Source organism: Actinokineospora sp. NPDC051303 (genome assembly GCF_055586285.1).
This window is the reverse complement of the sequence record NZ_JBVJIN010000035.1, coordinates 1-18,652: the sequence shown is the minus strand read 5'-3', so window position 1 is coordinate 18,652 and position 18,652 is coordinate 1. Positions and strand designations below refer to the sequence as shown.

The window sequence follows — 18,652 nt, the reverse complement described above, 5'->3', positions numbered from 1 at the left end:
CGCGGGAATCGTCAGGGATCGATGCGGTAGCCCACCCGGTGCACCGTGTGGATCATCGGGGGTTCGCGGAGTTTGCGGCGTAGCTGCCTGATCACCACGTCCAGGATGTTGCTGGTGGGGTCGGCCATCTCGTCCCAGGCGCCCGCGATCAGGGTGTCGCGGCGGACCGGCGTGGACGCGTTGGCCATGAGCAGTTCCAGGACGGCGAACTCGCGCGGCGTCAGGGTGAGCAGGATTCCGCCGCGGCGGACCTGGCGGGTGGCCGGGTCGAGGTGGAGGTCGCCGCAGCGCAGCACCGGGGGGCGGCCGGTGGCCGAACGCCTGCACAGGCTGCGGACGCGGGCGACCAACTCGGCCATGTCAAAGGGTTTGACCAGGTAGTCGTCGCCATCGGCGAGACCCGCGATGCGGTCGTCGACCGAGTCGAGGGCGGTGAGGAACAGGACCGGTGTGGTCAGGCCCTCGGCGCGTTTGGCGCGGACGAAGCCCAGGGAGTCGCCGGAGGGCAGCCTGCGATCGAAGACCGCGCAGTCGTAGCGGTTGACCCACAGGGCCTCGTCGGCGACCGCGAGGTCGGCGGCGAGGTCGACGGCGAAGCCCGCGCCGCGCAGCGAGCCGCTGACGGCCAGTCGCATGTTCTCGTCGTCCTCAAGAACCAACACGCGCACAGCCATCGACGGTAGCAGGCAGTCACCGCGGCCCGCGGGCGCGTCACGCGAGCCGAACGGTCCTCAGCCCGCGTCGGTCAGCAGCCAGCCGCGGTCGGCGGCCTTGGCCCCGGCCTGGAACCGGCTGCGGGCGTCGAGCCGGTTCATCAGGTCGGCGACCATGCGGCGGATCGTCCGCACCGACACGCCCAGACCCGCCGCGGCGGCCTCGTCGGTGCTGCCCGAGGTGAGCAGGGTCAGCAACTCGCGCTGCCGAGCGGTCAGCTCGGCCGGGATCGGATCGACTGGGGGCGAATCGGCTGGGGGCAGCGGAATCGCGGTGCGCCACACCCGCTCGAACAACGCGACCGCGGTGGTGACCACACCGGGGAGCCGGAACGCGGCGACCTCGCCCGGCGCGCCCGCCAGGACGGCCACCCGGCCGTCGACGACGAGCGCGTCCGCGGGCACGTGCCGGACGGTCCGCGCGTCCACGCGGGCCAGGGCGGACGCGCCGGGTCGGGGAACCAGACCCGACGCCGTGCGGGCGGCGTCGGGCACCAGCAGCCGGTAGCGCACCGCCCGCCGCGGGTTCCGGTGCTCGACGCGGCGAATCGCCTCGACCGGACCGTCTGCCGCGGTGGGGCGGGTGCTCATCACCAGCACCTCGCGAGCGGCGTCCGCCAGCAGTGCGGTCACACCCCACCCACTCTCCGCCCACCCACCGGAAAGTCCTCTGTGGACACACACGGTCCTGGTCCGCGGGGCGAGGCCGTGTTCAGGGACGGCCACAGCGCACTCCCGCCCGCGGCAGGTCGATTCGGGGGTTCGGGACGGTCCGGACCTCGACCCGGTTCCCCAGGGCGAGACGGTGGGCCGCGGCCAACTCGACGCCCGGCGGCACGCCGAGTTCCTTGGCCAGCACCGCGCGGGCCCGGTGGCACACCGTCAGCGCCTCCCCGTGCCTGCCCGCCTTGGCCAGCGCCGCCGCCCACCGCGCCCACGCGCTCTCGGAGATCGGGTCCTCGTCCACCAGGCCGCGCAACACCGTGATCGCCTCGTTCACCCGCCCCTGCTCGACGTGGATGTCGGCCAGCGCCGACCGCAGTTCCCGGTGCAGGGCGTCGAGCCAGGCGCGGGTGCCGACCGCGGTGTCCAGGCTCAGGCCGCCGAACGGCTTGCCCCGCCACAGGCCGAGCGCCTCGGCGAACAGGTCGGCCGCGGTCTCCAGGTCGCCGTCCGCGCGGGCGCGGCGGCCCTGGGCGGCGAGGCGCTCGGCGACATCGATGTCGAGTTCGCCGGGCTCGACCCGCAGCCGGTAGGCGCCCGGCCGCTGCTCGACGCGGCCCGGGGGCAGCGCCCGGCGAAGCTGCCACACATAGGTCTTGAGGTTGGCGTTCGCCGACGCGGGGGCGGCCTGTTCCGGCCAAGTGACCGCGATCAGCGTGTCGTTGTCGACCCAGGCGTTAGCGTGTACCAGCAGCGTGGTCAGCACGGTGCGCGGTTTCGGCGCCTTGAGCACGGCCGCCGCGCCGTGCACCTCGACCGGGCCGAGCACGGAGAACAACGGCGGAGACAGCCTCGAAGACGGCTGCGGAGATAGATGCGAAGATGGCCCCGAAAATCGCATTGCCCTTACTCCTGTCGATCGAGCGGATCGGCGCGCTCGCGCGCCGCGGGCACCAGGGTCGACCAGTGGACATGAGGATTCGATGACACGCGGCGGACGGGTGCTGGTGGTCGAGGACGACGAGGACCTGCGGGTCGCGGTTGCCGCCGAACTCACCGCGGCGGGTCTGGGGGTCACCGCCGCCGCCGACATCGCGGGCGCCGACGCCGCGCTGCGCGACGGCGAGTACCAGTGCGTGGTGTTCGACCGGATGCTGCCCGACGGCGACTCGATCTCCTACGTGCACCGGCTGCGCGAGCGTGGCTGGGCGACGCCGGTGCTGTTCCTCACCGCGCGCGACAGCGTCGCCGACCGGCTCGCCGGGTTCGCCCACGGCGGCGACGACTACCTCGTCAAACCGTTCTCCGTGGGCGAGATGACCGCGCGGGTGTTCGCGTTGTGCAGGCGCGCGGGCACGGGACGGCCTTCGGTGCTGCGCCACGCCGACCTCGTGGTCGACTGCGCGCGGCGGGAGGTGCGCCGCGGCGGGGTGCTGCTCACCTTGTCCGACAAGGAGTTCGCCGTGCTGGAGGTGCTGCTCGTCCGGGTCGGCCAGGCGGTCGGCCGCGACGAGCTGATGGAGCACTGCTGGGACGGCTCGGCCGACCCGGTCGCCAACGTGGTGGACGCGGTGATCAAGCGGCTGCGGGCGAAGCTGCGCGCGCCCGCGCTGATCCACACCGTGCGCGGGGTCGGCTACCGGCTCGCCGAGGAGCCGAACCGGTGACCGGGGCGTCCGCGGACCGCCTCCGCAGGCTGCGGCTGGTGCTGACGGCGCTGTTCACCACGATGAACGCCATCGGGCTGGTCATCGTGTCCTGGCTGGTGATCGACAGCGACCAGGAGCAGCGGGACCAGCGGCTCGACGCCCAATTGCAAGGGGTCACCGCGACGGTCAGCAGGCTGCTCAGGACCGACGCCGACGGCGCGGTCAGCACCGAGGGCATCGACCGCGACGAGCTCAACGACACGTGCCCGCAGTTCGCCGTGCTCCCCGCGGGCGGCGGGACGTTCCCGGCGAAGTTCAGCAGAGTCGAATGCGTTGCGGTGGACCGGAACGCGTTGGCTCAGGAAGCGCGGGACGCCGTCCGCGAGCAACGGCTGCGCTACGGCCGGATTCGGGCGACCGATGGCAGACCGGTGCGGATTCGGGTCGACCCGATCCGCGGGTCGACCGGGCGGTACGTCGGCGCGGTGATCGCGCTGGCCGACGCGGCCGACGAGCAGCGCGCGCACAACACCCTGGCGTGGCGGATCGTCGGCGGCTGCCTGCTGCTGACCGGACTCGTCGCCGTCGCGGGCCACACCCTGGCCGGGCGGGCGATCCGGCCCGCGGCCTCGGCGCTGGAGCAGCAGGAGCAGTTGCTCGCCGAGACCGCGCACGACCTGCGGACGCCGGTCGCGGCGCTGCGGGCGCTCGCCGAGACCGCGCTGCGCAATCCCGGCGAGCGCGCCGATTTGCTGCCGCGCACGGTGGAGCTCGCCGCGCGGATGGGCGGCATCATCGACAGCCTCCTCGTGCGCGCCCGGCTCGCCGCGGGCGTGGACCGGCTGGCCGTGCAGCCGGTGTGGCTCGACCAGCTGGTGGCCGACGTGGTGGAGTCGACCCCGGCCGAGAACGCGCGGGTGACGCTCACCGCCGCCGCGTCCGCGGTGCTGGCCGACCCGGGCCTGGTGCAGCGCGCGGTCGGCAACCTGCTCGACAACGCGGTGCGGTACGGGCGAAAGCCCGGCGAGCAGGCGATCGTGCACATCACGGTGGCCAACGGCCGGGTCACCGTGGCCGACCACGGTCCGGGAATCGACGCCGAGGCCGCGGAGGGGATGTTCGACCGGTTCCGCACCGGCAGCGGGTCGTCGGGGCTGGGGCTGTCGATCGTGCGGTGGGTCGCCCAGGCGCACGGGGGCAGGCTCAACCTCTACAACGCCGACGAGGGCGGGGCGATCTTCGAGCTTGAGCTGCCAGTGGCGCCAGATCGGCGTTAGGGCCTGTATCGAAGTACCGGCACAGGCCCTAAAACGACAGGGATAGACCGGCGTGGATCGTTTCTGTATTCGGTGACCTACCCTGGTCGCGTGAATCTGGGGAGACGATCTCGACTGGCACTCAGCGGCCCGCTGCGCAAGCGGCTGCCCACGGCGCTGCTCGCGGTGGGGTGTCTCAGCGGCGTGGTGGTCGCGGTGTCCGGCGCGGCGACGACCACCCCGGGCGCGGCGTTCCTCCCGCCGGGCCACTGGGTCTACAACGCGGCGCTGGGCGCGATCTTCCACATCGACGGCGGCACCGGCAACGTCGACGCCAAGGTCGATGGCGTCACGGCCGACCCGGGCAGCGAGGTGGTCCAGGGCGACACCAAGGGCTACGTCATCAGCCAGCAGGTCCATGTGGTCGACCTGCCCAGCCAGACCGTGGAGAAGACGCTGGACCCGGAAACGAAAGAGGTCCCCGGCATCTCGATTCGCGCCGAGGGCGGGCCCTATGTCCTCTACCCGAAGGCGGGCAGGCTGTCCCGCCTGGGCGACCCGATGCTCTCGCTGAACGTCGGCGGCCCGGTCACCGATTTCGCGGCCACCCCCAGGGGAACGGTGTGGCTGCGGCGCGTGGACACCGGTCAGCTGTGCGACGTCGTCCCCGGCGCGACCGAAGTGCGGTGCCCGGTGGCCATTCCGGGCAACGACGCCGGGGCGCTCACCGTCGTCGGTGACACGCCGCTGTTCATCGACAGCGCGACCAACACCGCCCACACCGTCGCCGACAGCGGTCTCGGCCCGGGCGTGCCCCTCGGGCTCGACATCCCCGACACCGCGACGGTTGCCGCGAGCGACGTCGCCGGGCGGGTGGCGATCTTCGACCCGGCGAAGAGCGTGCTGCACCTGGTCTCCCCCGCTGTCGACGCCGCCAGCCCGGCCGCGCCCATCGCGGTGAACGTGCCCAAGGGCGAGTACACCGAGCCGGTGTCCTCCGGCTCGGTGGTCGCGCTGATCGACCGGAGCAGCCGGAAACTGCTGACCTACGACGCCGACGGCCGCCCCCAGCACGCCCGGCCGATTCCGGCCGAGACCGGCCAGCCGAGGCTGACCAAGGGCGAGGACCAGAAGGTCTACGTCGAGGGCGACAAGGGCGGCCACGTGCTCGTCCTCGACCGCGAGGGCCGGATCACCGACGTCCCGGTCAACGGCAAGGTCACCCCGACGCGCGGCCCGGTGCCGCCGCCGGTCGCGCCGCCGCCCCCGACCGACACCGCCTCGACCACCTCGACCGGGACGACCTCCACCGTCGCCACCGCTCGGCCGCCCGCGCGGCCCACGGACGCCAAGCCGCCCGCGGCCAAGCCCCAGCGGACCCGGACGACGCCGCCCGCCCCGCCCGCGGCTCCCCCGCCGACGATCGAGGCGAGCCCGCCGGGCGCGCCGGGCGGCGTCGCGGCGACCCCCGGCCCCGGCTCGGCGACGGTGACCTGGTCGCCTGCGGCGGCCAACGGGTCCCCGATCACCGGGTACACGGTGGCCTGGTCCGGCGGCGGCCGGTCCGGGTCGCGCCAACTCGGCGGCGGCGCGACCAGATTCGAGGTGACCGGCCTGGCCAACGGCGTGTCCTACGCCATCAGCGTCCGCGCCGCCAACGCCGTCGGCTCGGGGCCCGCCGCCTCGGCCAACCCGGTGACGCCGGTCTCGACGCCGCAGGTCCGCATCGCCAAGGCCGACCGCCCTTGCGACCCGGACGCGGACTACGCCTCGGAACCCGGCTGCGCGCCGATGCGGATCACCCTGACCGGTTTCCCGCCGAAGACTCGCGTCAAGGCGTTTCCCCACTCGACCGCGGCGGGCTACTCGAACGAAGGCCATTCGACCACCACCGACAGCGATGGCGCGGCCAGCTTCCACGCCTTCGACTACCACGGGATCGGCCACACCGTGTGGGTGACGGTGGAGCTGCCGAACGGGACGACCTTCACTTCCAATCGTCTAAAGTGGACGGAGAATTGATGACCGCCGCGAGCGAGGTCTACGACGCGATCTCGACCAATGTCGCGCGGGTGCTGCGGGGCAAGCCGGACCTCGTCCGGCTTGCCGTCGCGGCGCTGCTGGCCGAGGGGCACCTGCTGATCGAGGACGTGCCCGGCCTGGGCAAGACCACCCTGGCCCGGTGTCTGGCGCGCAGCATCGGCGGGAGCTGGAGCCGAATCCAGTTCACCCCGGACCTCCTGCCCGGCGACATCACCGGCGTGCAGGTCTACCACCAGAACGCCGAGCGGTTCGAGTTCCACCGGGGCGGGATCTTCGCCAACATCGTGCTCGCCGACGAGATCAATCGGGGCACCCCGAAGACCCAGTCGGCGCTGCTGGAGGTGATGGCCGAGCGCACCGTCACCGTCGACTCCGTGCGGCACGAGGTCCCGGCGCCGTTCATGGTGGTCGCCACGCAGAACCCGATCGAGATGGCGGGCACCTACCGGCTGCCGGAGGCGCAGCTCGACCGGTTCCTGATGCGCCTGTCGATCGGCTATCCCGACCTCGGCACCGAGGTCCTGGTGATCATGAGCCACTGCGCCGGGGTCGGCCCGGACGAGCTGTCCCCGGTGGTGGACATCCCGACGCTGCGGGCGGCGATCACGCAGGTCCGCTCTGGCCACCTCGACCCCCAGGTCGTGGAGTACGCGGCCCGGCTGGCGGCCGCGACCCGCGCGCACGTCGCGCTGCGCCACGGCGCGAGCCCGCGCGGCAGCATCGCCCTGGTCCGCGCCGCCCAGGCCGTCGCGGCCACCCGCGGCCGCGCCTTCGTGACCCCCGACGACGTCAAGGAGGTCGCCGGGCCGGTCCTCGAACACCGGCTGATCCTCACCGCCGACGCCGAACTCGACCAGCGGCGGACCGACGAGATCCTCGCCGAGGTCCTGGCCGCCGTCCCGGCGCCCGCGACGAGCGCCACGGTGGCCTGATGGTCCGGTTGACCGGCCGGGGCGCCGCCGTCGCGGGCCTGGCGGCCGCGGCCGTCGCCGCGGGCTGGTTCGCCGGGTATCCCGTGCTGCGCGCGGTGGGCGGCGCGGGCGTGGGCGCGGTGCTCACGGCCGTGCTGATCGTCGCTCGCAAGCCGAGCGTCACGGTGGTGCGCGAGGTCTACCCGGACCGGGTCGCCCGCGACCGACCCGCGTTCGCCCGAATCCGCGTGCGCAACGAGGGCGGGCGGAGCCAGCCCGGGTTCACCGCGAGCGACCGGATCGGCTCGGGCCAGCGCGGGGTGCGCGTGCGGCCGCTCCCGCCCGGAGCCGAGGTCGTCCAGCACTACGAACTGCCCACCGGGGTCCGCGGCGCGCACCAGGTCGGGCCGCTCACCCTCGAACGCCCCGACCCGCTGGGCCTCGCGGTCGGCCGCGTCCGGACCGGGGACACCACCACGCTGTGGGTGTACCCGCGCCGGTACCCGGCGCGCGCGCCCGCGGGCGGGCACCCGCTCCACCACCACGAGGGCGCCACCACGGAGTCCTCGCCGCGCGGGTCGCTGGATCTGCGGGAGATCCGGGAGTACGTCGTCGGCGACGAGGTGCGGCACCTGCACTGGAAGGCCAGCGCCCGCACCGGCAGGCTCATGGTCCGCGACTACGTCGACCCGGAGCAGCCGCGGTTCACCGCGCTGCTCGACACCCGCCCCGGCCCGGCGTTCGAGGACGCGGTGGACCTCACCGCGTCGCTGCTGACGGCGTCGGCCGCCGCCGGGCACCGGTGCAGGCTGCTGACCTCGGCCGGGTTGGACGTGTCGGTGGCCGCTGGCCCGGCCGCGGTGCGGCGCCTGCTGGACGAGTTGACCCTGCTGCGCCCGGACGGCGGCGGCGACACCGTGCCGAGGCCGCTGGGCAGGCCCGAGGGCCGCGGCGGCTGCCTGGCCGTCGTCACCTCCGCGCCACCGGCCGATCTCGGGGCGGTGGCGGCGCTGCGGCCGCACTACTCGGCTCTGGTCGTCCTCGCCGTGGGCCCGGTCGGCAGGCCGAGGGTGCCGGGGGCGACCGTGCTGCACGCCGCCGACGCCGAGGCCGCGGTCCGCCGCTGGAACAGCGTGGTCGCCGGATGACCCCGGAGACGACGGCCGGTGAGCACGGGGTGAGCGGGCGGATCGCGGTGGGCGCGGTCCTGGTCGCGGCGGCCATGGCGGGCCTGTTGTTCCAGCCGGTGTTCGGGTTCCGCGCGTTGCTGGCCCCCATCGCCGTCGTGGTCGTGGCGTGCTTCGCGGTGACCGAGCTGTGCGCGCGCTTTCCCCGGTCGCAGCCGTGGCGGCCGGTGCTGGCCACCGGCGCCGGGCTGCTCGGCCTGGTGGAACTGCTCCTGCGGGACACCACGGTCGCCGGGGTGCCCACGGCGGCGACCGCCCGCGCCATCGCCGCGGGGGTGTCGGAGTCCTGGCTGGTGACGCTGCGGTCGACCTGGCCCGCCCGGCCGGAGCCGGATCTGCTGCTGTTCGTCCCGATGGCGGTGCTCGCCGCCGCGGTGGCGGGCGTCGAGCTGCTCGGCGCCCGGCGGCGGCCGCTGCTCGCGCTGCTGCCCAGTGCCGCGGTGCTCGGCCTGAGCCAGCTGTTCGGCGCGGCCACCGGCGGCGCCGCGATCGCCGCGGGCCTGGCGTACGCGGGCGTCGCGGCGGTCCTGCTGCTGGCGACCGGACCGGCGGAGGCTCCGGGACCGCTGATAGCCGCGATACTGCCGGTCGCCCTGGTCGGCGCGATCCTCGCGGGGACCGTCCCACCCGAGCGGACCCCGTACTCGCTGCGCGACGAGCAGGCCGTGCCCCAGCCGACCCGGGTGGTCAACCCGCTCAGCGAGGTGGCAAGCAGGCTGCGCCACCCGGACGAGCCGGTGTTCACCTACACCACCTCGGCTCCGGTCGACCGGTGGCGGCTGCTGGCGCTGGACAGGTTCGACGGCGTGACGTGGACGACCGACGGCAGGCAGCGGTGGCTGGGCGAGGCGCTGGCGGCGCCCCCGGTGTCCACCACGTCGCACACCGCCAGGATCGAGGGGGCGGCGGGTCCCTGGGTGCCGAGCCAGGCGCTGCCCGCGGCGGTGAGCGGTCCCCGGCTGCTGGTCGACGAGGACACCGGCGCGCTGCGCCTGCCCGCGCCGACCGGCCCGGTGTCCTATGAACTGCGGTGGTGGGAGCCCACGGTCGACGCGGGAGCCCTGATCAACGGAGCCGTCGACCCGGTCGCCGCGCGGCAGGTCGGCGACCTCGGCGCGGTGCCTCCGGAGGTCGCCGATCTGGCGCGGGCCGCGGTCGGCGGGATTCGCTCGTCGGCGCAGACCGCCCTGGCCCTGGAGCGATTCCTCGGCGAGAACTACCGCTTGGCCGAGGGTCCGAACGCCCCGACCGGCAGCGGGTGGCCGCAGTTGCGCGACTTCCTGCTCAAGGAGAAGGTCGGCACGAGCGAGCAGTTCGCCGCGGCCTACGTCGTTCTCGCGCGCTTCCTGGGCATCCCCGCCCGACTGGCCGTGGGCTACCGCGCCCCCGACGCGGCCGGGGAACGCGTGGTGGTGCACAACCGGGACGCCCTGGTGTGGCCGGAGGTGGCGATCGAGAACGTCGGCTGGGTCCCGCTCGACCCGACCCGCGCCGCGACGTCCTCGACGGCGCGCGGCGGACTGGCCGAGGCGACCGACCGCGCTCGGGCGCGGCTGCCCGCAGCGGCTGATCTGGTCGAGCCCGCGCTCCGGCCGCCCCCGCCGGACTCCGGGACTCCGGGCCCCGGTTGGTCGGTGCCGTGGCGCACGCTCGGGTTCACGGTGCTCGGGCTGCTCGTCCTCTGGGTGGCCGGTGTGCCGCTGCTGACCGCGCTGCGCGCACGGCGCAGGCGCAAACCGGGGGCGCGCGGTGTGGTGGGCGCCTGGTTCGAGGCGCGGGACCGGTTGCGGGCGCACGGGGTGGCGGTGTCCCCCGGCATGACGGTGCGGGACGTGCTGGCCACTGTCGCCGAACCCACTGTCGTGGCCGGGCTTTCCAACCTGGCGGATATCCTGGACGCGGCGCTGTGGTCACCGGAGGGCGCCGACGACGACGCGAGCCCCCGGGCCTGGGCCGCGGTGGGGCTGGTGCGGCGGGGGCTGGCCACGCTGCCGTGGCCGAGGCGGCTGCGCGCGGCCGTGGACCCGCGGTTCGTGCTCGGCCGCGGCGGCGCGGTCCCGACTCGCGCGAGACGGATGGCGGATTCGACGGCACGGCGATGACGGTTTTCGACAGGGCAGTGGGCGGCGGACCGGTCGCCACCGTCTACTCAGGACGGTGCGACGGTGTTCCCGTCGCGCTGAAAGTGTTCCCGAAGGTGTTCGACCGGCGCACCAGGACCGCGTTCGAGCGGGAGCGGGCCGCGTTGCGCGGCGCCCCGTCGCTGCTGCCGGTCGACGGCGTGGAAACCCAGGACGGCAAGCAGATCCTGCGGATGGAACTGTGCGCGCGCTCGCTGGCCGACCTGGTCGGGCAGACGGGTCCGCTGCCCGCGCGGGAGGTCGTCGCGCTGGGCCGGGTGTTGGCCACCGCCCTGGCCGCAGCCCACCGGGCGGGTGTCGTGCACGGCGGGGTGACCCCGCACAATGTGCTGTTCCGCGCCACCGGCGAGCCGCTGCTGTCCGACGCCGGTCCGAGCCTGCGGCAGGCCTTCCCGCGCGATCCCTTGCACGCCATCGAGTTCCGCTCCCCCGAGGCGATCCGCACCGACACCCCGGGCGAGTCCGACGACCTCTACGCCCTCGGCGCGGTCCTGCACTTCGCCCTGACCGGCGGCTCACCGCATCCCGGCAGGCTGGGCGAGCGCGCGGGCGACCGAGTGCTGCGCATCTTGCGGGAACCGGTGCCCGCCGTCAACCGGCCCGGTGTGCCGGTCGAACTGTCCACTGTGGTCGCTCGGCTGCTGGCCGTCGATCCGGCCCATCGACCGCCCAGCGCCGACGCCGTCGCCACCCGCATGGCCGAGATCGCCGCGCTGACCTCCCCGCCGACAGCCGCGACCGGCGCCCCGGCAGCCCCGGTGTCCGGCCGGGTCCCCATCGCCGCCTTCGACTTCCGGTCGGGCGCGCCCGGCGGGCCGAAGTCCCGGCGGGTCGCGCGCCGCGTGGCGGCCGGGGTGCTCACGGCCGCCGCGGTGGCGGCCGCCGTGGTCGTCCTCACCTGGACGCCGTCGTCTGAGCTGTCCACCGCGCCCGCAGGTCCGCCCGCGCCCACCGCGGGCTCACCGACGTCCACCGCGGCCTCGTCCAGTGCGGCCGCATCCGACTCGCCGCGGCCGTCCGCCCTCGTGGAACTTGACGACCCGATCGCCGAGGGCGACAAGGTCCGGCTGACCTGGCGCGGCTCGGCTCCCCTGGACTACCTGGTGCTGGTCACGGCCGAGGGCGAGCAGCCCCGCTGGCTGACCGCGGGCCGGAACACGACGATCCAGGTCGATGTCGAGCCCGGCCGGAAGTACTGCTTCCAGGTCCGCGCCGCCAACGCCACCGAAACCGGCCAGTCCCGCCCTAAGCCGTTCGGCGGCGCGGTGTGCGGGTGACCCGATCCCATCACGGCGACTGGGACCACTTCTCCGAGCCGCCGGTCGCGGAAATCCTCGACGGCGCCGGGGAGTTTCGCGACAACTGGCTTCTCGCGGACGCCAAGGTGGTTGTCCCGGTCGTCGCGCTGTCGGGAGTGGACCGCTCGTTGGCAAGCCGATGCGCTGCGGGGGCACGGACGGCGGGGGCGCGCTTCTTCTGGGTGGTCACGCTCGCGTCGGGCAAGCAGCCGACCCGGGCGCCTGCCGACGCGGTCGGCTTCAACGGAGCGGGATTGCTTGTCCTGCCGGACGGGTCGGGCGCGGTGTCGGTCACCAGCCGGGGATACGCATTGGCCGCGGCGGGGCCACGTTTTCTGGACGGCTTCTGCCATGCGGGCATCGACGGCGACCGGGCTCGCTTCCGCCGTCAGGCGCGGGCCCTGGGCGAGCGGGCCCCCGCCCTCGCCGAGATCGCCGCGCGGTACCCGCCGCGCACCCGGTCGGATCGGGTCGCGGCGGGGTCCGGGACGGGCGAGCAACTGGCGCTGATGCGGGCGTTGAGCGCGGGGACCATCTCGGCGGCGGAGTTCTCCCCGCGGTGGCTGGCCGCCCGCGAGCGAGCCCGCGTCGACGGCGACCGGGGCGGCGCGGACCGGGCCCGCGTCCTCGACCAGGTTTTCTATGCCCTGGACGACTACGTCGCCGATCCCGCTCTCCGCGACGCCACTGATCTGGATGACGAAGACGTCGTGCGGGCGGTGCGGTGGGCGCTGTCGGCCCTGCCCGGCGCTACCCCGCCGACTGCTTGAGGAACCTCGATTCCTCGGCGCTGATGTGATAGGTGAACTCAGAGCCGTCCGGCCAGGTGAGGCGGCGGTGGGCGGGACGGACCTGGGGCGCGTGCGGTTTCTCGGCGTGCCACAGGAAAGTGGGCGTCGGGCTGTCCGCCGGGTCGAGGTAGGTGCGGCCGGTATCGATCACGGCGACGTGCGACGGGGAGTAGGCCAGCCAGGGACCGTCGGCTGGCCGGGCGGCGTCGACCAGGGCGAGGGCTTGGGCGTTTTCCGGGCCGGTCACCTTGCCGTCCCGGCCGAAGACGTGGCCAGCCGCGCCGCCCGCGACCGACAGGACGACGCTGGCCACGCCGCCTGCCGTGCCGCGAAAGATGTTCCAGAAGAACCGGCGGACCAGCCGTTCACCCTTGACTGTGCCGTCTTTGCGCCTGCCGGGGACGTCGAACTCGGGCTTGACCTCGTGCAGGTAGACCACGACGACCGGCTCGCCCCACTGGCTTTCGGCCAGGTCGCGCACCCGCCGCCGGAACTCTGGATTCGGAAGCGTCACAGGCGGGCAGGTTAGCTCAGCCCAGCGACAGGGCGCGGTCGAACACGGACAGGTCCCGCGCGGCGGTGGTCTGCGGTGGGCCGATGATCCGCTTGAGGAAACCGTTGTCCAGCAGCCACTTCACGTTCAGCGGCGACGGCGCGCCGGGGATGTGCGCGGCCTTGAGCTGGTACTGCCAGCCCAGTCCGGGCTGGGCGAACCAGGGCGCGATCGGGCCGGAGTCCACGACGAACGGCCGAACAACCTCGTAGGCGCGGTAGTTGCAGTACGCGGCGGGGGTGCTGACCAGGCTCTGCGGGGGAATGGACCGGCTGGCGTACGAGGAGCCCTTCGGGGCGAGGAACTGGCCGTATTCGCTGCCGTAGCGGTCCAGAAGCTGTCCCGGGGCGAGTTGAGTGGGGATGATCACTGGAGTGCCCTCCGGGGACAGCAGGTAGCCGTCGGCGGGCGGGTAGCGCCAGCTTCCCTGGCCGCCATTGGCCGCCGAGTCGTAGTAGGTCTCCAGGAACCGCCGCGGGGTGAGCTTTCCGGTGCGCCGGTAGCCGACAAGTTGTTCGCCGACGACTCCCCGCTTGGGCAGCACCCTGGGGCCGAAGCGCGGGTCATCGAGGGCGTAGTCCGGCGAGCACTCCGTCGTCAGCCGCTCGACCGACGGCTGTCCGACGGACGGCTGCGCGGGCGCGGCCACGGCGGTCGGCGCCAGCAGCGCCACCGCGCCGACCACCGCGAGCAACGAGCGAATCGGCCAACTCATCATCGAGCCTCCAGTCGTTGACGATCTTCGCCCAACTCCACCACCCGAAGGCACGCGCTGTCGACTACCCGACCGGGTACGACTTGGCCGCCCGCCGCAGCCTGCCGACGCCGGGGAAGAACCGGCCCACCCGGCGCGCGTAGTCGAGGTAGTCCGCGCCGTGCGCCCTGATCAGATAGGGCTCCTCGACGCGGCGCACCAATGTGGACACGGTGGCGTACAACAACAGCAGGCCGGTGATGGACAGGAAGTTGGGCAGCGCCAAGGACAACCCGAGTCCGGTGAGCAGCATCGCGGCGAAGATCGGGTTGCGGACCACGGCGAACGGGCCGGTGGTGACCAGGTCGGTGCGCTCGGCGCGGTCCACGCCGATGCGCCAGGACGCGCCCATCGACAACTGGGCGTGCACCGTGGCCGCGACCCCCACCGCCGCCACCGCCAACCCGAGAACGCGCAGCGGCACATGGTCGAGCGCGGCGATCCGGGGCAGCGCGCCGAGCAGGTCCAGGGCCGGGTTGACCAGCCCGGTCAGGCCGATCACGCCGAACGCCGCCTCGCCGCACCACTGGAGCGGGCCGGAGATGCGCAGGCCCGCGTCCCGGCCGCCGGTGCGGCGGCGCATCCGGCTCATCGGCACGCCGAAGGCGAGAACGAGCCAGAGCAGGAAGATTCCCCAGGCGACGAGGGTCACCGGACCTCGCCTTGGACGCGCGGGACTGGGCCGGGCACAGAACTCATCGGGCTCTCCGGGGCGATGGTGGCGGTCATACCGGGTCTGGACTGGCGACGGCGGGGCGCAGGTGCGGTCTGGCCACCGACTCGACCAGGGGCGAGCGGTAGGCCACGGCCAGGCGCGCCAGCTGGGACACCTCGGTGACATAGACCGCTTCGGTGGCGCCCGCGGCGACGGCGGGCGGGTCGGCCAAGGCGGCGGCCGGGGAGGTGAGCCACGGTCTCGTGGCCACCAGAACCTTGATCTGGCAGGCCAGAACCAGGTCGTCCAGCGCGGACCCGGTCAGCCCGGCCGCGCGACCCGCCCGCTCGGCGTCCCGGGCCACCTCGGGGTCGTGGTGGGGACGCAGTGTGGCGAGCCAGTCGTAGATTTCCATCACCTGGCGGATCACCCGCCACCGCACGCTGAATCTTTCCTTGTGCGCCAAGGGCTGCACGGCTTCCGGGTTGACCGGGCGCAGCGCGTTCCACAGCGGGCGAAGCAGCCGGTAGGCGCGCAATTCCCAGAAATAGACCCGAATCCGGCTGGGGACGGTCGCCAGCGGCGGCCCGAACGGCGGCAGCAGCAGGCCGATCACGAACGCCAGCAGGCCTATCTGCCCGAACGCCAGCGACAGTGGCAACGCGACCGCGTCGAAGTCCAGCCCGAACCACCGGCCCGCCATGGCCGTGAACCGGGCCACCGAGAAGCCCAGCCCGCCCGCCGAGCCGACCGCCACGATCCGCAGGCCGCGCCGCAACCAGGGCCGCCCCGCGACGTGGTGCGAGCGCGACCAGTTCAACCCGAGGCTGATCACCCCGAACTGCGCGGCCCCGTAGGCGATCAGATAAAGGCCGCTGTACACGGCCACGACCGGCTGCCGCGCGTAATACGACTCGTAGTCCACCGGGCGTTCGACCGGCACGTCACTGAGCGCGAACAGCACGACCAGGGCGATTCCGATCGCGGCCAGCACCCACAGCCGCCGACGCACCCTCGGCCAGGAATCGGCGATGTCGGCCGACCACAGCAGGAAAAGCACCTGCGCCGACGCGGCCAGCGCGATGATTCCCATGTGGACGATGAGCGCGGTCAGGTTCGCCACCCCGGAGACCCGGTTGATCCAGACCACGACCGGCGGCGCGGACAGGCCCATCACCAGCCCCGCCAGCGCGGCGACCACGGCGATCGTCAGGCGCAGCGCGCGTTTGCCCGCGGCTTCGGTCCCCGGGGGGACCTGGAACGCGTGGCGGATCTTGACCGCGCTGGTGGCGAAGGCCACCCCCGCGCAGAGATACGTGGTCGCGTACTGCGACATCTCTCTCCCCCGAACTCGGCGCTATTCCAGCGATCCGGCTATCCGGTGCAGCGCGGTCGGCGCGGACACCGGCAGCGGCTCGCGGCTGCGGGTCGCCGACCAGGCGAACAGCGCCTTGTGCAGCGTGGTGGCCAGCCGTTCGGCGTCGTCTTCTTCCTTGCGGGTGAAGTCGGTCCGGCCCGCGATGAGCCGTTCGGCCTGCGGGTCGAGGTTGCCGAACAGGTGCGGGCCGTCGCCGGTGTGCACGATGGCGTCGTGTTTGAGCAGCCGGTGGGCGATCTCGTGCAGGAGGACGCCGAGGCGGTAGACCCAGCTCGGCCCGGGCGAGACCACGATGCCCATCGGACCGGTGTCGTCCTTGGAGATCCAGGTGCACCCGCTGAGCCCCATCGGCCGGACGTCGATGAAGGCCAGCTTGACCGGCCGATTCTCCCACTCGCCGAGCACCTCGCACAGCCGGTAGCACAGCTGCTCGGTGGTGATCGCGCTCGTCACGCCCAGAGCCTCGACCAGCTCTCTCGCGATCTTCTTGCGCTCTTTGCCATTCATAGGATTACCGTGCGATCCCTCTCGTGCCTTCCAGATCGCTGCTGTCAGGTCAGTCATTGGCCGGGCTCGTCGTTGTTCCCAGCGGCATTGTTCCCAGCGGCGTCGTCCGCGGTGAGCAGCTGCTCCACCTGGTCGGCTTTCTCCGGGAAGAAGGCGCGCGCCATCTGGGTCATGACCGTGCCCATCACCTGGGAGTCGACCTGCCGGGCGAGATCGCCGCCGAGGCTGCGCATCACCACGGCCCGGACGTCGAGCTCCAGCACCGTCGAGATCCGCAGCGCGGTGGCCTCGGCGTCCACCCGGCGGGCGTAGTCGTCATCGAAGAAGTACCAGGGCTCGACGCCGAACACGACGGCGATCACCAGGATCTGCCGCAGCCCGGGATTGTCGTTGGCGCCCTTGTAGAGTTCGGTCAGCGTCGGCGCGGACAGCGTCCACCCGTCGCCGGGCAGCGCCGCGACCCGCTCGGGGACCCGGCTCACGATCTCCCGGATGCTGTAGGGCGCGCCGTTGGCCGGCCGGATGGCCTCGAACAGCGCGCGCAGCCGCACCGCGAAGCTGTCGGTGGTCACCGACCCCGGCGCCCGGTCGCGACGGCCGCCGAGGAACCAGGCCGGGTGCACGTCGAGGACGCGGCCAAGCGCGTGCAACAGCGCGTAGTTGGGGTTGTCCTTCTTGCCGGAGCGCAACGCCGACAGGTACTGCGGCGTGACCTGGCAGTTCACCTCGCCCAACGCGGCGGCGAGCGCGACATTGCCGAAGCCGCGTTCCTTGCAGAGTCGGTCGAGGAGCTGCCAGAACCTGGGACGCTCGGTGCCGCTCACAGGCCCCCTTTCCGCAGGTCGGATACCCAGCTTCGCAAAAACCTGTTGCCCCCCAACGTTTAGCAACCAGAATTTAGCATCGGACCCAACGCTTCTCAAGTCTGGTTGATATCGTCGGTGTCCGGCCCTATGCTTGCAGAGTGTAAGGGAATCGCTGCGAAACGGAAGCGCCACGCGGCACTTTGGGGGGCGGGCACCAGCCGGACGAGGGGTCGGCCGGTGCTCTTCGCCGAACTCGGGAGGGGAACGAAAGAAGGGGGCCCGATGTACGTGCAAGAGCAACACACACCACCGACCTCAGTCACCGACTCATTCGACCCGGAGCACGTTCCGTGGTGCACCACGTGCGGTCGCCCGACGCGTGACTTGATCACCGGCCTGTACGACCACTGGTCATGGTCGGACAAGGCGCCGAGAGAGCTGCGGCAGGCAGACCACGAGGGCAGGCCAGGAGCCGTGCTCTACTTGGACTTGGACGCGTTCAAGCGGGTCAACGACACCCACGGCCACGCGGCCGGAAACACCATTCTCCGCGCGGTGGCCGAAATCCTCCGCACCGGCACCAGCCCAGCCGACCTGGTCAGCAGATGCGGCGGAGCAGCGGACGAGTTCCTAATCTGGCTACGCGGCGCCGACCGCCTGGCAGCGGAGGAAAAGGCCCGCTGGCTCCGCAGGCGCGTGGCGGGCTTGGTCGTGCAGGTCCAAACGGAGCACGGCCGCGAGTTGGTCACCGGCCTGTCCATCTCCATCGGCGCGGCCCTGTTCACCCCCGGCCAAGACGTCCGCCTGAGCAGGCTGGAACTCCAAGCAGAAGCGGCAATGCGCACCGCCAAGACCTCCGGCGCGGGCTTCTGGCTAGCCACCGACCGGAACACCTGACCGTCGAAGCTCACCCAAGCACTCACGGGGACGCCAACACACCCGGTCACCCACCCAGACCACATCCCGACCCCGCACGCGCTGCTGGATGGTTGGGTTTAGTCGGCAAGTGGGCGGGTTTGCCGCTCCGCTCACAATTGGCGCCTGGCATGGTCGGACTGCGGTTGGCGGGAGGGCCGCGCCCCGGCCTGGGTGCGGTGTGGCAGGCCTGCGTTGTGTCGCCCCACCGCATCCAGCGTGCCCGATGGGCGGAGCAAAGGCAGCGAACCCGCATTCCTGCCAACCGCACCCGCCCCAGCCAGACACTCTGTGGGACCGGAGACAACAAACCCGCGTTCCTGCCAGGCCGAACCACCCCTGCCAGGTGCTCGATGGGGTGGAGTGGTTTCTTCGGGGGAGAAGGAAGATCGCTAAGCTGGCTCCGCACGTGTGAGGCCGAAGGCATCCCAC

18 protein-coding genes are annotated in these 18,652 nt (G+C 73.0%); 9 read left to right on the top strand and 9 right to left on the bottom strand.

Annotated features, from left to right (window positions below; translation table 11 throughout):
- Nucleotides 1-11: 11 nt before the first annotated feature.
- The 3 genes from ACZ6SD_RS23700 to ACZ6SD_RS23690 all read right to left on the bottom strand — a co-directional run bounded on the left by ACZ6SD_RS23700 (nucleotide 12) and on the right by ACZ6SD_RS23690 (nucleotide 2,205).
- A complete protein-coding gene (locus ACZ6SD_RS23700) occupies nucleotides 12-668 on the bottom strand; it encodes a response regulator transcription factor (protein WP_465319169.1) in 657 nt (218 codons plus the stop codon).
- A gap of 63 nt (nucleotides 669-731) precedes the next feature.
- Complete coding sequence (locus tag ACZ6SD_RS23695) at nucleotides 732-1,346, bottom strand: helix-turn-helix transcriptional regulator (protein WP_465319168.1); 615 nt, start codon at nucleotides 1,344-1,346, stop codon at nucleotides 732-734.
- Between the two features lie 79 nt (nucleotides 1,347-1,425).
- Nucleotides 1,426-2,205, bottom strand: coding sequence for an AfsR/SARP family transcriptional regulator (locus tag ACZ6SD_RS23690; protein WP_465319206.1), 780 nt, complete (start codon nucleotides 2,203-2,205; stop codon nucleotides 1,426-1,428).
- Between the two features lie 154 nt (nucleotides 2,206-2,359).
- Between ACZ6SD_RS23690 and ACZ6SD_RS23685 the strand changes: the two genes are divergently transcribed.
- The 8 genes from ACZ6SD_RS23685 to ACZ6SD_RS23650 all read left to right on the top strand — a co-directional run bounded on the left by ACZ6SD_RS23685 (nucleotide 2,360) and on the right by ACZ6SD_RS23650 (nucleotide 12,631).
- The gene (locus tag ACZ6SD_RS23685; RefSeq protein WP_465319167.1) at nucleotides 2,360-3,043 is read left to right on the top strand and encodes a response regulator transcription factor; all 684 of its coding nucleotides are present in this window, start codon (nucleotides 2,360-2,362) and stop codon (nucleotides 3,041-3,043) included.
- On the top strand, nucleotides 3,040-4,302 hold the full coding sequence (locus ACZ6SD_RS23680) for a sensor histidine kinase (RefSeq protein WP_465319166.1): 1,263 nt from the start codon (nucleotides 3,040-3,042) through the stop codon (nucleotides 4,300-4,302). The genes ACZ6SD_RS23685 and ACZ6SD_RS23680 overlap by 4 nt, the downstream gene beginning before the upstream one ends.
- Nucleotides 4,303-4,392: 90 nt before the next feature.
- On the top strand, nucleotides 4,393-6,303 hold the full coding sequence (locus ACZ6SD_RS23675; protein ID WP_465319165.1) for a fibronectin type III domain-containing protein: 1,911 nt from the start codon (nucleotides 4,393-4,395) through the stop codon (nucleotides 6,301-6,303).
- Entirely contained in the window at nucleotides 6,303-7,256 is a 954-nt protein-coding gene (locus ACZ6SD_RS23670; RefSeq protein ID WP_465319164.1) for an AAA family ATPase, read from the top strand. Before ACZ6SD_RS23675 ends, ACZ6SD_RS23670 begins: the two co-directional genes overlap by 1 nt.
- A complete protein-coding gene (locus ACZ6SD_RS23665) occupies nucleotides 7,256-8,383 on the top strand; it encodes a DUF58 domain-containing protein (protein WP_465319163.1) in 1,128 nt (375 codons plus the stop codon). Before ACZ6SD_RS23670 ends, ACZ6SD_RS23665 begins: the two co-directional genes overlap by 1 nt.
- A complete protein-coding gene (locus ACZ6SD_RS23660; protein WP_465319162.1) occupies nucleotides 8,380-10,524 on the top strand; it encodes a transglutaminase TgpA family protein in 2,145 nt (714 codons plus the stop codon). Before ACZ6SD_RS23665 ends, ACZ6SD_RS23660 begins: the two co-directional genes overlap by 4 nt.
- Nucleotides 10,521-11,840, top strand: a complete 1,320-nt coding sequence (locus tag ACZ6SD_RS23655; protein ID WP_465319161.1) for a serine/threonine protein kinase — start codon at nucleotides 10,521-10,523, stop codon at nucleotides 11,838-11,840. Before ACZ6SD_RS23660 ends, ACZ6SD_RS23655 begins: the two co-directional genes overlap by 4 nt.
- On the top strand, nucleotides 11,837-12,631 hold the full coding sequence (locus ACZ6SD_RS23650) for a colicin immunity domain-containing protein (RefSeq protein WP_465319160.1): 795 nt from the start codon (nucleotides 11,837-11,839) through the stop codon (nucleotides 12,629-12,631). Before ACZ6SD_RS23655 ends, ACZ6SD_RS23650 begins: the two co-directional genes overlap by 4 nt.
- Here ACZ6SD_RS23650 and ACZ6SD_RS23645 read toward each other — a convergent pair.
- From ACZ6SD_RS23645 to ACZ6SD_RS23620, 6 genes are all read right to left on the bottom strand, one after another.
- Nucleotides 12,612-13,166: a hypothetical protein gene (locus ACZ6SD_RS23645; RefSeq protein WP_465319159.1), complete on the bottom strand. Its 555-nt coding sequence runs from the start codon at nucleotides 13,164-13,166 to the stop codon at nucleotides 12,612-12,614. The genes ACZ6SD_RS23650 and ACZ6SD_RS23645 overlap by 20 nt on opposite strands.
- 16 nt (nucleotides 13,167-13,182) lie before the next feature.
- Nucleotides 13,183-13,920 carry a TNT domain-containing protein gene (locus ACZ6SD_RS23640; protein WP_465319158.1) on the bottom strand — a complete coding sequence of 246 codons (738 nt, stop codon included), beginning with the start codon at nucleotides 13,918-13,920 and terminating at the stop codon, nucleotides 13,183-13,185.
- 64 nt (nucleotides 13,921-13,984) lie between these two features.
- Nucleotides 13,985-14,611 carry a methyltransferase family protein gene (locus ACZ6SD_RS23635; RefSeq protein ID WP_465319157.1) on the bottom strand — a complete coding sequence of 209 codons (627 nt, stop codon included), beginning with the start codon at nucleotides 14,609-14,611 and terminating at the stop codon, nucleotides 13,985-13,987.
- A 73-nt stretch (nucleotides 14,612-14,684) separates the two neighbouring features.
- Entirely contained in the window at nucleotides 14,685-15,950 is a 1,266-nt protein-coding gene (locus ACZ6SD_RS23630) for an MAB_1171c family putative transporter (protein ID WP_465319156.1), read from the bottom strand.
- A gap of 21 nt (nucleotides 15,951-15,971) precedes the next feature.
- A complete protein-coding gene (locus tag ACZ6SD_RS23625) occupies nucleotides 15,972-16,499 on the bottom strand; it encodes a hypothetical protein (RefSeq protein ID WP_465319155.1) in 528 nt (175 codons plus the stop codon).
- A 53-nt stretch (nucleotides 16,500-16,552) separates the two neighbouring features.
- Nucleotides 16,553-17,323, bottom strand: coding sequence for a helix-turn-helix domain-containing protein (locus ACZ6SD_RS23620; protein ID WP_465319154.1), 771 nt, complete (start codon nucleotides 17,321-17,323; stop codon nucleotides 16,553-16,555).
- Between the two features lie 366 nt (nucleotides 17,324-17,689).
- Here ACZ6SD_RS23620 and ACZ6SD_RS23615 point away from each other — a divergent pair, with 366 nt between their 5' ends.
- Nucleotides 17,690-18,202: a GGDEF domain-containing protein gene (locus ACZ6SD_RS23615; RefSeq protein ID WP_465319153.1), complete on the top strand. Its 513-nt coding sequence runs from the start codon at nucleotides 17,690-17,692 to the stop codon at nucleotides 18,200-18,202.
- Nucleotides 18,203-18,652 lie beyond the last annotated feature (450 nt).

Bases quoted from the DNA above. Each gene is read 5' to 3' on its own strand.
- ACZ6SD_RS23685 (WP_465319167.1), top strand. From the start codon at position 2,360: ATGACACGCGGCGGACGGGTGCTGGTGGTCGAGGACGACGAGGACCTG.
- ACZ6SD_RS23670 (WP_465319164.1), top strand. From the start codon at position 6,303: ATGACCGCCGCGAGCGAGGTCTACGACGCGATCTCGACCAATGTCGCG.
- ACZ6SD_RS23665 (WP_465319163.1), top strand. From the start codon at position 7,256: ATGGTCCGGTTGACCGGCCGGGGCGCCGCCGTCGCGGGCCTGGCGGCC.
- ACZ6SD_RS23660 (WP_465319162.1), top strand. From the start codon at position 8,380: ATGACCCCGGAGACGACGGCCGGTGAGCACGGGGTGAGCGGGCGGATC.
- ACZ6SD_RS23655 (WP_465319161.1), top strand. From the start codon at position 10,521: ATGACGGTTTTCGACAGGGCAGTGGGCGGCGGACCGGTCGCCACCGTC.
- ACZ6SD_RS23640 (WP_465319158.1), bottom strand. From the start codon at position 13,920: ATGAGTTGGCCGATTCGCTCGTTGCTCGCGGTGGTCGGCGCGGTGGCG.
- ACZ6SD_RS23630 (WP_465319156.1), bottom strand. From the start codon at position 15,950: ATGTCGCAGTACGCGACCACGTATCTCTGCGCGGGGGTGGCCTTCGCC.
- ACZ6SD_RS23625 (WP_465319155.1), bottom strand. From the start codon at position 16,499: ATGAATGGCAAAGAGCGCAAGAAGATCGCGAGAGAGCTGGTCGAGGCT.